This window comes from Desulfuromonas sp. CSMB_57 (assembly GCF_020194955.2).
GTDB lineage: Bacteria > Desulfobacterota > Desulfuromonadia > Desulfuromonadales > Syntrophotaleaceae > JAFCIY02.
Window position 1 is genome coordinate 319,644 of sequence record NZ_JAFCIY020000023.1, and the last position, 13,495, is coordinate 333,138.

A 13,495-nucleotide genomic window follows, 5' to 3' on the forward strand; every position below is an offset into this window, starting at 1 on the left:
GACTCTGTTCGAAATGAAAAAATATTACCTGGAAACGTTCGGTTGCCAGATGAATGTGGTTGATTCCGAGCAGATCGAGGATCAACTGCGGCAACTGGGCTACCGGTCGGTGTCGGAACCGGCCGCTGCCGACTTGATTCTGCTCAATACCTGTTCCATCCGAGCCCGGGCGGAACGCAAGGTTTACGGACATCTGGGCCGTTTCAAGCCCCTTAAGGAGCGCAATCCCGAGCTGATCCTGGCCGTCGGTGGTTGCGTCGCCCAGCAGGAAGGGGCCCGGATGCTGCAGAAGGTGCCCTATCTCGATATGGTTTTCGGCACCCACAATGTTCACCGGCTGGCGGAAATGGTCCGGCAGGTGGAAAGTCGTCGTGCGCGGCCCGTAGCGGTGGAATTTCTCGACCCCGAAACCCGACGCCGGCTATTTCCGCGGCGCGTTGCCACGGACAGCATCACCCGTTTCGTCACGGTCATTCAGGGTTGCGACAATTTCTGCAGCTACTGCATCGTGCCCTACGTGCGCGGCCGCGAGGTCAGCCGCCCCCACGGCGAAATTCTGGCCGAGGTGGTGCAGTTGGTCGAACAGGGGGTGCGCGAAGTCACCTTCATCGGTCAGAACGTCAATTCCTACGGTCGAAAGGAAGCGGGGGAGATCTCTTTCGCCGAACTGCTGCGCCGGGTCGAAGACATCGCCGGGCTGGAGCGGGTGCGTTTCGTCACCTCCCATCCCAAGGATTTGTCCGATGAACTCATCGATTGCTTCGGTGATCTGGCCAAGCTCTGCAACCATATCCACCTGCCGGTGCAGGCCGGCTCCGATCGCATCCTGACCGCCATGCGGCGCGGCTATGGACGGGACCAGTACCTCGAACGGGTGGCCCGCCTGCGCCGGGCCTGTCCGGATATCCGCATTACCTCGGATATCATCGTCGGCTTTCCCGGGGAAACGGCCGAGGATTTCGCACAGACCATGGATCTGCTGGAACAGGCCCGGTTCGCCGAAATCTATTCCTTTCTCTATTCGGCCCGGCCCGAGACGGCCGCCGCCCGCCTTAAGGATGCAACGCCGAAAGCGGACCACCAGGCCCGTTTCGAGCGCCTGGTCGCCCGTCAGGAAGAGATCAGTCGCGACTATCGGGAGGCGGACCTGGGGCGTGTGGTCCCGGTTCTGGTCGAAGGCGCCAGTCGCCAGGGTGCCGGCCAACTGTTCGGCCGCACCGGTTGGAACCGCATCGTCAACTTCGACGGTGACCCGGCCCTCATCGGCCGGATGGTTGCGGTGCGACTCACCGCCGCCCAGCGCAACTCTCACATCGGCGAAGTGGTGCCATGCAGTACCGCATGTGAGCACCGCCTTCAACCTTCAGCCTTCAGCCTTCAGTCTGGTTCCTTATGATCGATCTGCATACCCATTCCATTTTCAGCGACGGCGAACTGATCCCGGCCGAACTGACGCGGCGCGCCGCAGTGGCCGGCTACCGGGCCATGGCCATCACCGATCACGGCGATTTTTCCAACATGGATCTGATTATCCCGCGCCTGGTTCGGGTTGCCGCCGAGTTGGGTGCGGCCTGGGGCCTGACCGTGGTGCCGGGCATCGAACTGACCCATGTGCCGCCGGCCATGATTGCCGCTGCGGCCGCCGAAGCCCGCCGTCTCGGTGCCCAACTGGTGGTCTGCCACGGCGAAACCATCGTCGAACCGGTGGCGCCGGGCACCAACCGCGCCGCTCTGGAAGCGGATATCGACATTCTCGCCCATCCTGGTCTGATTGAACCGGACGAGGTGGTCCTGGCGGCCCGGCGCGGCATCTGCCTGGAAATTACCACCCGCGGCGGCCACTCCCTGTGCAACGGCCATGTCGCCAAGCTGGCGCTGCAGCATGGCGCCTCGCTGGTGGTCAATACGGACAGCCATGCGCCCGGCGATCTGACGCCCCTGGACCGGGCCCGCCGCATCGCCCTGGGCGCCGGCCTCAGCCCCGCCCAGTTCGAACAGGCCCGCCGCAACGCCGAGCAGCTGGTGCGCCGGATAACCGGCCAGGAATGGCCGGCAAACCCGCCAAGCCGAGAGTAGGGCTACCTTCAGCCTTCAGTCTTCAGCCTAAAACACCACAAGGACATCAACCATATGGAAGAACGCAGCATCGCTTTTTTGCAGGCACTGGTGGAAACCCCGAGCCCGTCCGGTTTTGAACAGCCGGTCCAGCGCCTCATCCGGCACGAGTTGGCCGAGGTGGCGGATGAACTGCACACCGATGTCATGGGCAATGTCATCGCCTGCCTGAAATCCGGGGCCGCCGATGCCCTGCGGGTCATGCTGGCCGGCCATTGCGACGAGATCGGCTTCATGGTCCGCTATATCGACGATGCCGGATTCATCTACTTTGCTCCCATCGGCGGTATCGATGCCCACCTGGTGCCCGGTCAACGGATTCAGATCCATGCTGCCGGGGGCATCGTACCGGGGGTGGTCGGCAAGAAACCCATCCATCTCATGGAACCCAAGGACCGCGAAACCGTGGTCAAATTGACCAGCCAGTTCATCGACATCGGCTGCGCCGACGGCGCGGCGGCCCGGGAGTTGGTTGCCGTCGGCGATCCCATCACCTTCGCCGCCGGATTCCAGCGTCTGCAGGGCGAGTTGGTCTCCTCCCGCGGTTTCGACGACAAGATGGGCGCCTTCATCGTCGCCGAAGTGCTCAAAGAGGTGCGGCGCCGGGGCGCGCCGCCGGTTGAGTTGTACGGAGTGTCGACGGTCCAGGAAGAGGTTGGTCTGCGCGGTGCCACCACCAGTACCTACGGCGTCAATCCGGACGTTGGTATCGCCATCGATGTCGGTTTCGCCAGCGACTGTCCGGGGGTGGAAAAGAAGGAGCTGGGAGAATTCAAGGTCGGCGGCGGGCCCATCGTATCCCGCGGCGCCAACATCAATCCGGCGCTGTTCGACCTGCTGGTGGCCACGGCCCGGGACGAGAACATCGCCATTCAGATCATGGGGTCGCCGCGCGGCACCGGCACCGACGCCAACGCCATGCAACTGTCCCGTGCCGGGGTTGCCACGGCACTGCTGCAGGTTCCCCTGCGCTACATGCATTCGCCGGTGGAGGTGCTGTCCCTGGCCGATATCGAGGCCACCATCCGTCTGCTGGTGGCGGTGGTGCAACGCCTGAGTCGTGATTTCAGCTTCATCCCCAATTAGTGTCCCGTGCGGTTAGTTGTGTCAAGAAATTCTGAGAAATTTTGGTTGCCGGCAAGGCGCGCCGCCGCAGGCCTAGCCAGAGTTAAGCCGAGAAGGCGGAACGCAGCCGGCGACCAAAAGGGCCGGAATTTGAAGACAGGACTAACCGCACGGGACGCTAGGAACAAATCAGTTCGCCGACGGGGCATGAGGCTCGGCTCCACGACTGCTGAACGGTTCCTCCAGGGTCGGTGCACCGCGTGTACCCGACTTTGGTTTTGGTGCGCCCGATAAGTCTTGACAGCGACCAGGCGGTTCAGTCAGAATGCGCGATTAATATTTTTCCCCTGGACAAGGAGGCACGGCGATGCAGGCTCCCGGCGAGATTTCCGAAGGTTTGACTTTTGATGATGTGCTGCTTCTTCCGGCGCATTCCACAGTGCTCCCCAAGGAAGTCGATCTGACGACATTTCTTACCCCGAGCATCCAGCTCAACGTGCCCCTGCTGTCCGCCGCCATGGATACTGTTACCGAGGCCCGCACCGCCATCGGCATGGCCCGCGAGGGCGGGTTGGGGATCGTTCACAAAAACATGTCGCCCGCCGAGCAGGCCATCGAGGTGGACCAAGTCAAGAAGTCGGAAAGCGGCATGATCGTCGATCCCATCACCATGCGGCCGGAACAGAAAATCTACGAGGCCCTGGAGATGATGGAGAAATACCGTATTTCCGGCGTGCCCATCACCAGTGCCGGGAAGCTGGTCGGCATTCTGACCAACCGCGATCTGCGGTTTGAAACCCGTCTCGATCAACCCATTGCCGATGTCATGACCAAGGAAAACCTGGTCACCGTGCCGCCCGGCACGACCCTCGAGGAAGCCAAGCGCCACCTGCATCGGCACCGCATCGAAAAGCTGCTGGTGGTGGATGACCAGTACCAGTTGCGCGGCCTGATCACCATCAAGGACATCGAAAAGGTGCGCAAATATCCCTTCGCCTGCAAGGACGACCTGGGCCGCTTGCGGGTCGGCGCCGCCGTCGGTGTCGGGCCCGATCGGGAAGAACGCATCGAGGCCCTGGTACGGGCCGGAGTCGATCTGGTCGTCATCGATACCGCCCACGGTCATTCCCAATACGTGTTGGATGCCCTGGTCGATATTCGCCGCGCCTATCCCGATCTGCAATTGGTGGCCGGCAACATCGCCACTCCCGAAGCCGCGGAGGCCCTCATCAAAGCCGGCGTCAACGCCGTCAAGGTCGGCATTGGTCCCGGTTCCATCTGTACCACCCGGGTGGTGGCCGGAGTCGGCGTGCCGCAGATCACCGCCATCATGAATGTGGCCCGGGTCACCCGCAAGGCCGGTGTGCCCCTCATCGCCGACGGCGGCATCAAATATTCCGGGGAATTGCCCAAGGCCATTGCCGCCGGCGCCGACGTCATCATGATCGGCTCCCTGTTCGCCGGCACCGAGGAATCTCCCGGCGAGACCATTCTCTACCAGGGCCGCACCTACAAGTCCTATCGCGGCATGGGCAGCCTCGGCGCCATGAAGCAGGGCAGCCGGGACCGCTATTTCCAGAGCGAGGTGGAGTCGGAGGTCAAACTGGTGCCGGAAGGCATTGAAGGCCGGGTGCCGTTCCGCGGCAGCCTGTCGGAAAACGTTCATCAATTGTTGGGCGGGCTGCGGGCCGGCATGGGCTACACCGGCTGCCGCACCCTCAGGGAACTGCAGGACAACGGCCGCTTCATTCGCATCACCAACGCCGGCCTGCGGGAATCCCATGTGCATGACGTGGCCATCACCCACGAGGCACCCAACTATCGGGTGGAGCGCAGTTTTTAGACTGCGCGCAGTCACTGCTCACCAACGGGTCGCGGGGCGCACCGGCCCCGAACCGTTTTTTGGAGATTCCATGTCCCAGGATATTCACGGCGAAAAGATACTGATCCTCGATTTCGGTTCCCAGTATACCCAGCTCATCGCCCGGCGGGTGCGCGAAGCCCATGTCTATTGCGAACTGCATCCCTTCGATATGGAGCTGGAGGCGATCCGGGCCTTCGCACCGCGCGGCATCATCCTTTCCGGCGGGCCCAAGTCGGTCTATGACGAGGGCGCTCCCGCGGTGGCCGAGGCCCTGTTCGAACTCGGTGTGCCGGTGCTCGGCATCTGCTACGGCATGCAGTTGCTGGCCCGCCATTTCGGCGGCGAGGTGGTGCCCGCCGGCAAGCGCGAATACGGCCACGCCGAGTTGCACGCCGTGGGTCGGCCGGGACCGCTGTTCGAAGAGTTTTTCATCGAGGGCAAGAGCCCGGTGTGGATGAGTCACGGCGACCATGTTTCCCAAGTCCCGGCCGGATTCGAGGTGGTGGCGCGCACCGAAAACGCCCCGGTCTGCGCCATCCAGGATGTCGCCCGCCGCCTCTACGGAGTGCAGTTCCATCCCGAAGTGAACCATACTCCCCACGGCGAACAGCTGCTCGATAGCTTTGTGCGCCAGATTTGCGGCTGCAGCGGTCAGTGGACGCCGGGCCATATCATCGAGGACGCCATTGCCCGCATCCGCCGGCAGGTCGGCTCCGAGCGGGTCATCCTTGGTCTGTCCGGGGGCGTCGATTCCTCGGTGGCGGCGGCTTTGATTCAACGCGCCATCGGCGACCAGCTGACCTGCGTGTTCGTCGACAACGGCTTGTTGCGGCTTGGCGAAGGCGATCAGGTGATGCGCACCTTTGCCGCCAACATGGGCGTCAACGTAATCCGGGTCAATGCCGAGGAGCGGTTTCTCGGTGCCCTGGCCGGAGAGACGGATCCGGAGCGCAAGCGCAAGATCATCGGCAACCTGTTCGTCCAGATCTTTGAGGAGGAATCGGCCCGCATCGAGGATGCCCGCTGGCTGGCCCAGGGCACCATCTATCCCGACGTCATCGAATCCGCCGGCGCCAAGACCGGCAAGGCGCACAACATCAAGAGTCACCACAACGTCGGCGGATTGCCGGAGCATATGAAGCTGAAGCTGCTGGAGCCCCTGCGCGAACTGTTCAAGGACGAGGTGCGGGCCATCGGCGAGGAACTGGGCCTGCCGCACCAGATGGTATACCGTCATCCCTTCCCGGGACCCGGCCTCGGCGTGCGCATTCTCGGCGAAGTCAAACTGGAATACGCCGATATTCTGCGCCGCGCCGACGCCATCTACATCGAGGAACTCTATCGTACCGGCCATTACGATAAGATCAGCCAGGCCTTCGCCGTGTTCCTGCCGGTGCGCAGCGTCGGTGTCATGGGTGATGGCCGCACCTATGAGTACGTCATTGCTCTGCGCGCGGTGGAAACCAAGGACTTCATGACCGCCGGCTGGTACCCGCTGCCCTACGCCGACATGGCCTATATCAGCAACCGGATCATCAACGAGGTCAAGGGCGTCAACCGGGTGGTCTACGACATTTCCAGCAAGCCGCCGGCGACCATCGAGTGGGAGTGAGGCGGTGGCGAACCGCCCGTCGCGCCCTGCGGGTCGTCCGTCCCGCCGCTATAGCCAGGCGGGGCGGCTGCATGACCTGATCCGGCTGCTGGAGGCCCGCAACGGTGCCACCGTCGAAGAACTGGCCGAAGAGTGCGGCGTCACCCGTCGTACCGTCTATCGCGATCTGCAGGCTATCGAAGCGGCCGGCTACCCCTTGATGCGGGAGCCGGCCGGCGACGAACGCGGCCGGGTTGTGTATCGATTTCTGACCGGCTTCTCCCGCATCCCCCCCATCACCTTTTCCCTGCCCGAACTGATGACCCTCTACCTGTGCCGAGGTCAGCTCGGCTTTCTGCAGGGTACCCCCTTTCTTGACGACCTCGATGCCGTTCTCGGCCGCATCCGTGCCGGCCTGCCGCCGCGCAGCGTCGCCCACCTGGAGCGTCTGGCCGAAGCCGTGACGCCGCGCTTCCAGGGGGTGCGTGATTACCGGGGGCAACGTGAGATTCTCGAGCAATTGCGCCAGGCCCTGCTGTACCAGTACCGCTGCACGGTTCGTTATGCGCCGGCCCGCCGGCCGGCGGCCGACTATCTCTGCGATCCCTACAGCCTGCTGTTCTACAAGGATGCCCTTTATCTGCTGGTATTCGCCCACAATCGCGGCGGCCTGCGCCGGCTGCTGGTGGACCGCATCGAAGCCGTGACCGTCAGCGGCGAACGGTTCGACATGCCGGAGGACTTCAGCGCCGCTGCCGTTCATCAGGCGGCTTTCGGCCTGGTTGACGAGCAGCCCGAGGTGATCCGGATCCGGTTTCTGGCCGAAGTCGCTCATCTGGTTCGCGAGCGACTCTGGCATCCCAGTCAGCAACTCGACGACCAGGCCGACGGTTCCCTGATCCTGACCATGCAGGCCGGCGGCGAAAAGGAAGTCCTGGCCTGGCTTTATTCCTGGCTGCCGCACCTGCAGGTGCTGGCGCCCGAGGGGTTGCGCCGGTCCTTTGCCGACGGTCTGCAACAGGCCCTGCAAAAGGACCTTTCCGGTTTGTGACATATTCTGTCACGGTCGTCCTGTATCCTGACACTGCGGATCCCTTCCACAGTCAAAGGAGGCGACTTATGCTGGTCATGACCCTGGGCGAACAAAGCGGCGAAACCATCTATTTCGATATCCATCACCTGGAATGGCGTCAGGAGCGGGACAAGCCGCATTGGGCGGTTTCCGGCCTGCTCGGCGACGGCTGGTACGAGGGCGAGGTGCTGGTCGAGGTCGGCGAAAAATCGGAAGTCACCTTTGCCGATGAATGGCTCGGCCGACCGCAAATCGGCGAATTGTTTCAGCGCCTGGGGCGTGAACGGTTGCGCGAAGCCCTGGTGACGGCGGTGCGCCATGTTTCCTCCCATGGTGAGCTGTCGGCCTGGGCGGCCTGACGAGCGCCGGTCAACCACCCAACAACTCCCGGAACGGGTTCCAGGGCATTGCTTTTGCCCCTGAATTCCAGTAAAAAGAGACAAATTCCTTCCAGGAGAGCGGCCATGAAAATGGTGGTACTGGCTTCGACCAGCCCATACCGGATGCAGTTGCTGCGGCAGTTGGGCTTTCCCTTTCACGTGGCCGCGCCCCAGTTCGAGGAGCATATCGATCAGGCCATCGCGCCGGAGTTGCTGGTCAAACACCTGGCCGGCCACAAGGCCCGCAGCCTGGCGGAGAGTTACCCGGATGCCCTGATCATCGGTGCCGACCAGGTGTTCGTCAACAGCCAGGGGCACATCCTCGGCAAACCGGGCAATTTCGAAACGGCGGTGCGGCAGCTGCGCTCCATGGCCGGCAAGACCCATACCTTTTTTACCGGCCTGTCCGTCTATGACAGCATCAGCGGCGAAGCCCTGACCGATTTCGTCACCTATCGCGTGACCCTGCGGCCTTTGAGCGAGGAGCAGATTCGAAACTACCTGCGGCGGGAAAATCCCGTCGATTGTGCCGGTTCCTTCAAGATCGAAGGGTTGGGCATCGCCCTCATGAGTCGCCTGGAAGGCGAGGATTATACCTCCCTGATAGGATTGCCGCTCATCAAGCTCACCGACTTTCTCGCCTATTTCGGAGTTCACGTCCTTCAATAGGCGGTGTATCTCCACCCGCTTCCCGCCCGATAATCGGGGATGCTTGGCGGCCGGGGCATGCTTGACGCTTTTGCTCCGAAAATGCTACAGTGACGCACTTATTTCCGGCTGACCGGTACGCACTTTTTCCGAACGTTGCGATATCGGTCTTTTTGTTTTCCGCCGCAGCCATGAAGGCTTGCCGGCAACTTTGATCTGGTAGGGCATGGCACTCAACGACTTCGTTCATCTGCATCTGCATACCCAATACAGCCTTCTGGACGGTGCCATCAAGATCGGCGATCTGGTCAAACATGCGGCCGCTTGCGGCATGCCGGCCTTGGCCATTACCGATCACGGCAACATGTTCGGGGCGGTGGAATTCTACAGCAAGGCCAAGGATGCCGGCATCAAGCCCCTGATCGGCTGCGAAGTCTATGTTGCGCCCGGTTCCCGGTTCGAAAAAACCAACGCCCGCGGGTCGTCGGAAGCCGCTTATCATCTGGTTCTGCTGTGCCAGGATCTGGAAGGCTATCGCAATCTCTGTCGCCTGGTGTCGGCCGGCTACCGGGAAGGTTTCTATTACAAACCACGCGTCGACTGGGACCTGCTGCGGCAGCACCATGCCGGACTCATCGCCCTCACCGCCTGTCTGGGCGGGGAAATTCCGACCCTGTTGAAGCTGCAGCGTCCGGATGAGGCGCGGACCCGGTTGCTGGAGATGGCGCGGGTTTTCGACCGGCAGCGGCTGTTTCTGGAGTTGCAGGAAAACCATCTGCCGGAACAGAAACTGGTCAACGACGGCTTGCTGACCCTGGCCCGCGAAACCGGGCTGCCCCTGGTGGCGACCAACGACTGCCATTATCTGACCCGGGAGGACGCCGCCGCCCACGAGGTCCTGCTCTGCGTGCAGACCGGCAAGACCATGGACGATCCCGATCGGTTCCGGTTTGCCAACCAGGAATTCTACGTCAAGACCCCGGCCGAGATGCAGTCCCTGTTCGCTCAGGTGCCGGAGGCCCTGGCCAATACCCTGGCCATAGCCGACCGCTGCAACCTGGAGTTGGATTTCAAGACCTATCATTTCCCCCAGTATGAAAAACCGGCCGAGAAAACCCTCGCCGAGGTCCTGGAGGAACAGGCGCACCAGGGCCTTGAGGAGCGGCTGAAGGAAATCCGGCGCATCCGTCCCGATTTTTCCGCCGCGCAGGAAACGGCCTACCGGGAGCGGTTGGCCACGGAACTGCAGACCATCAACAGCATGGGGTTCCCGGGTTATTTTCTCATCGTTGCCGATTTCATCAACTGGGCCAAGGATCACGGCATCCCCGTCGGCCCCGGGCGCGGCAGCGCCGCCGGCTCCCTGGTGGCCTACGCCATCCGCATCACCGACATCGATCCCATCCCCTACAACCTGCTGTTTGAACGTTTTCTCAATCCGGAGCGGGTTTCCATGCCGGATATCGATGTCGACTTCTGCATCTACGGGCGGGAGGAGGTCATCGAGTACGTACGGCGCAAATACGGTGCCGACAACGTCGCCCAGATCATCACCTTCGGTACCATGATGGCCAAAGGCGTGGTGCGGGATGTCGGTCGGGCCCTGAGCATGCCCTATGGCGACGTGGACAAGATCGCCAAGTTGGTGCCGGCGGTGCTCAATATCAAGCTGCGGGAAGCCCTGGAGCAGGAGCCGCGGTTGCGCGAACTGGCCGACAAGGAGAGCCAGATCAAGCAGTTGCTGGATATCTCCCTGGCCCTGGAGGGGCTTACCCGGCATGCTTCGACTCACGCCGCCGGCGTGGTGGTGACGCCGCGGCCCCTGACCGAATACCTGCCGCTCTATACCGATCCCAAGTCCGGCGGCCAGGTCACCCAGTTCCCCATGAAGTACGTGGAGAAGATCGGCCTGGTCAAATTCGATTTTCTCGGCCTCAAGACCCTGACGGTCATCGCCAATGCGGTGCGCCTGGTCCGCCAGGGCAAAAACTCCGACTTCGATCTGAAACTGGTGCGGGACGATGATCCGGAAACCTACCAGCTGCTGTCGGCGGGGGAAACGACCGGCGTCTTCCAGCTCGAATCGTCGGGCATGAAGGAATTGCTGGTCAAACTCAAGCCCAACTGTTTCGAGGACATCATCGCCGTCTGCGCCCTCTACCGGCCCGGCCCCCTGGGTTCGGGCATGGTCGACGACTTCATCCTGCGCAAACACGGCAAGAAGGAAATCGTCTACGATTTTCCGCAACTGGAGCCGATCCTGAAGGATACCTACGGGGTCATCGTCTACCAGGAACAAGTCATGCAGATCGCCCAGGTGCTGGCCAGCTATACCCTGGGCGGCGCCGATCTGCTGCGGCGCGCCATGGGCAAGAAAAAGGCCGAGGAAATGGCCAAACAGAAGGAGAGCTTCCTTGCCGGGGCCCGCGACAATCAGCTCGACGCCAAAAAGGCCGAAGGCGTCTTCGACCTGATGGCCAAGTTCGCCGAGTACGGGTTCAACAAATCCCACTCCGCCGCCTACGCTCTGGTGGCCTATCACACCGCCTATCTCAAGGCCCATTTCCCGGTGGAGTTCATGGCCGCCCTGCTCACCGAGGACATGGAAAACACCGACAAGGTGATCAAAAATATCGCCGAGGTGCGGTCCATGGGTATCGAGGTGCTGCCGCCGGACATCAATGCCAGCAGCAATTCCTTTACGGTGCATGACCGGGCCATCCGCTTCGGGCTCGGCGCCGTGAAGGGGGTCGGTAGCGCGGCCCTGGAAGCGATCCTCGAAGCCCGCCAGGAACAACCCTTCAGCAATCTGCATGATTTCTGCGAGCGGGTCGACCTGCGCAAGGTCAACAAAAAGGTGGTCGAGGCCCTCATCAAGTGCGGCGCCCTGGATTCTCTCGGCGGCCGCCGCGCCCAGTACCTGGCGGTGTTGGAGGAAGCCATGGAAATGGGTCAGAAGCTGCAGCGGGAAAAGGCCGACGGCCAGGCTTCCCTGTTCGGCACCGAGGAGATTGTCTCGCCGCGCGGCACCAGTTACGGGCAGTTGCCCGAACTGGAGGAATGGCCCGACAAGATCCGCCTGGCCATGGAAAAGGAAGCCCTCGGCTTCTATATCACCGGCCATCCCCTGGATCGTTGCCTGGATGCCATCCGCCGCTTTGCCAGCTGCAGCACGGCGGAACTGGCGGAACGGAGCGACAAGGAAGAGGTCAAGGTGTGCGGCATGGTCAGCGGCATCAAGGAGTTGATGACCAAAAAAGGCGAGCGGATGGCCTTTGTCACCCTCGAAGACCTCAGCGGTTTCGTCGAAATGGTGGTGTTTCCCGAAGTCTACCGCAGCGCCGCGGAACTGTTGCACAGCGACCAGCCCCTGTTGGTTTCCGGGACTCTGGATGTGGCCGAAGAGAACCGGAAGCTCATGCCCAGGGAGATCGTCGCGCTGCAGGAAGTCAGTCATCGCGAAACCCGCCGGATTCATTTCCGGCTTACGGCCCCGGGTCTGGAAGCCGATCAATTACGGGCCTTGCGGGAAATTTTTCAACGCCACCGCGGCAATTGCGCGGTGCAGTTGCATCTGGTCATTCCCGGGCGCAGCGAAACCGTTTTGCGCTTGGCGGAAAGCACGAAGATCGCCCCCAGCGATGAAATGTTGGAAGACACCGAACGCTTGTTCGGCTACAATGTCGTCACTTTCGATTAGGCTTTCGGGGCTTCCCCCCAGCTGTGCCGGGCCTATCCGGAGCCCGGGCGGCGGATCAGGAGATACGCATGCATCATTACCTGGAGTTTGAAAAACCCCTGGTTGAACTGGAACAGAAAATTTTTGAACTGCGGGGCTTTTCCACCGACCAGGTGGATTTTACAGCGGAAATTCTGCGCTTGGAGAAAAAGGCCGAGAAGTTGCGGCAGGAAATTTTCTCCAATCTGACCCGCTGGCAGGTGGCTCAGTTGGCGCGTCATGTCAACCGCCCCTTTACCCTCGATTTCATCGCGCAGATTTTTACCGACTGGTTCGAGGTGCACGGCGACCGCCTGTATCGGGACGATCCGGCGTTGGTCTGCGGTTTTGCCCGCTTCGAGGGCCGGCCCTGCGCCGTCATCGGCCACCAGAAGGGCCGCGACACCAAGGAAAAGGTCTACCGCAACTTCGGCATGCCCAACCCCGAGGGCTATCGCAAGGCCCTGCGCGTCATGCAGATGGCCGAGCAGTTCGGTTTGCCGATTTTCACCTTTGTCGACACGCCCGGCGCCTTTCCCGGCATCGGCGCCGAAGAACGCGGCCAAGCCGAAGCCATCGCCCGCAATCTCCGGGAAATGGCCGCCCTCAAGGTGCCCATCATCGCTACGGTGACAGGCGAGGGCGGCTCCGGCGGAGCCCTGGGCATTGCCGTCGGCAACCGGGTGCTGATGATGCAGTATGCGGTCTATTCGGTCATTTCTCCGGAAGGCTGCGCCGCCATTCTCTGGAAGGACGGCAGCCAGGGACCAGTGGCGGCCGAGGCTCTGAAGCTGACGGCGGAGGATATCCGTCAGCTGGGCTGCGTCATCGACGAGGTCATTCCCGAGCCCATGGGCGGCGCCCATACGGATCACAAGGCTGCTGCCGAGCAGGTCCGTCTCTGCCTGCGCAAACATCTGGCCGATTTGCAGGCGCTTTCGCCGGACGAATTGCTGGAGCAGCGCTACCAAAAACTGCGTGCCATGACCATCGTTCAGGAATAACGCCCGGCAGCCTGCGTGCCGGACCATTGCCGTCATCC

The 13,495-nt window shown here is 62.2% G+C and carries 10 protein-coding genes; all 10 read left to right on the plus strand.

What is annotated here, in order from left to right:
• Positions 1-4 precede the first annotated feature (4 nt).
• The 10 genes from miaB to accA all read left to right on the plus strand — a co-directional run bounded on the left by miaB (position 5) and on the right by accA (position 13,457).
• Entirely contained in the window at positions 5-1,396 is a 1,392-nt protein-coding gene (gene miaB, locus JQN68_RS07600; protein WP_502799352.1) for a tRNA (N6-isopentenyl adenosine(37)-C2)-methylthiotransferase MiaB, read from the plus strand.
• Positions 1,393-2,076 (plus strand): histidinol phosphate phosphatase domain-containing protein, encoded by a 684-nt coding sequence (locus JQN68_RS07605; RefSeq protein ID WP_249621095.1) that lies wholly within the window; start codon positions 1,393-1,395, stop codon positions 2,074-2,076. The genes miaB and JQN68_RS07605 overlap by 4 nt, the downstream gene beginning before the upstream one ends.
• Before the next feature lie 54 nt (positions 2,077-2,130).
• On the plus strand, positions 2,131-3,201 hold the full coding sequence (locus JQN68_RS07610; protein WP_225073565.1) for a M42 family metallopeptidase: 1,071 nt from the start codon (positions 2,131-2,133) through the stop codon (positions 3,199-3,201).
• A 346-nt stretch (positions 3,202-3,547) separates the two neighbouring features.
• Positions 3,548-5,023 (plus strand): IMP dehydrogenase, encoded by a 1,476-nt coding sequence (gene guaB / locus JQN68_RS07615; protein ID WP_225073564.1) that lies wholly within the window; start codon positions 3,548-3,550, stop codon positions 5,021-5,023.
• Positions 5,024-5,093: 70 nt separating this feature from the next.
• A complete protein-coding gene (gene guaA, locus JQN68_RS07620) occupies positions 5,094-6,656 on the plus strand; it encodes a glutamine-hydrolyzing GMP synthase (RefSeq protein ID WP_225073563.1) in 1,563 nt (520 codons plus the stop codon).
• Between the two features lie 4 nt (positions 6,657-6,660).
• Entirely contained in the window at positions 6,661-7,686 is a 1,026-nt protein-coding gene (locus tag JQN68_RS07625) for a helix-turn-helix transcriptional regulator (RefSeq protein WP_225073562.1), read from the plus strand.
• A 68-nt stretch (positions 7,687-7,754) separates the two neighbouring features.
• Entirely contained in the window at positions 7,755-8,066 is a 312-nt protein-coding gene (locus tag JQN68_RS07630; protein WP_225073561.1) for a hypothetical protein, read from the plus strand.
• A gap of 105 nt (positions 8,067-8,171) precedes the next feature.
• Positions 8,172-8,756, plus strand: a complete 585-nt coding sequence (locus tag JQN68_RS07635) for a Maf family protein (RefSeq protein WP_225073560.1) — start codon at positions 8,172-8,174, stop codon at positions 8,754-8,756.
• 205 nt (positions 8,757-8,961) lie between these two features.
• Positions 8,962-12,435 (plus strand): DNA polymerase III subunit alpha, encoded by a 3,474-nt coding sequence (gene dnaE / locus JQN68_RS07640; RefSeq protein WP_225073559.1) that lies wholly within the window; start codon positions 8,962-8,964, stop codon positions 12,433-12,435.
• 62 nt (positions 12,436-12,497) lie between these two features.
• On the plus strand, positions 12,498-13,457 hold the full coding sequence (accA, locus tag JQN68_RS07645) for an acetyl-CoA carboxylase carboxyl transferase subunit alpha (RefSeq protein ID WP_225073567.1): 960 nt from the start codon (positions 12,498-12,500) through the stop codon (positions 13,455-13,457).
• The last annotated feature ends 38 nt before the right edge of the window (positions 13,458-13,495 follow it).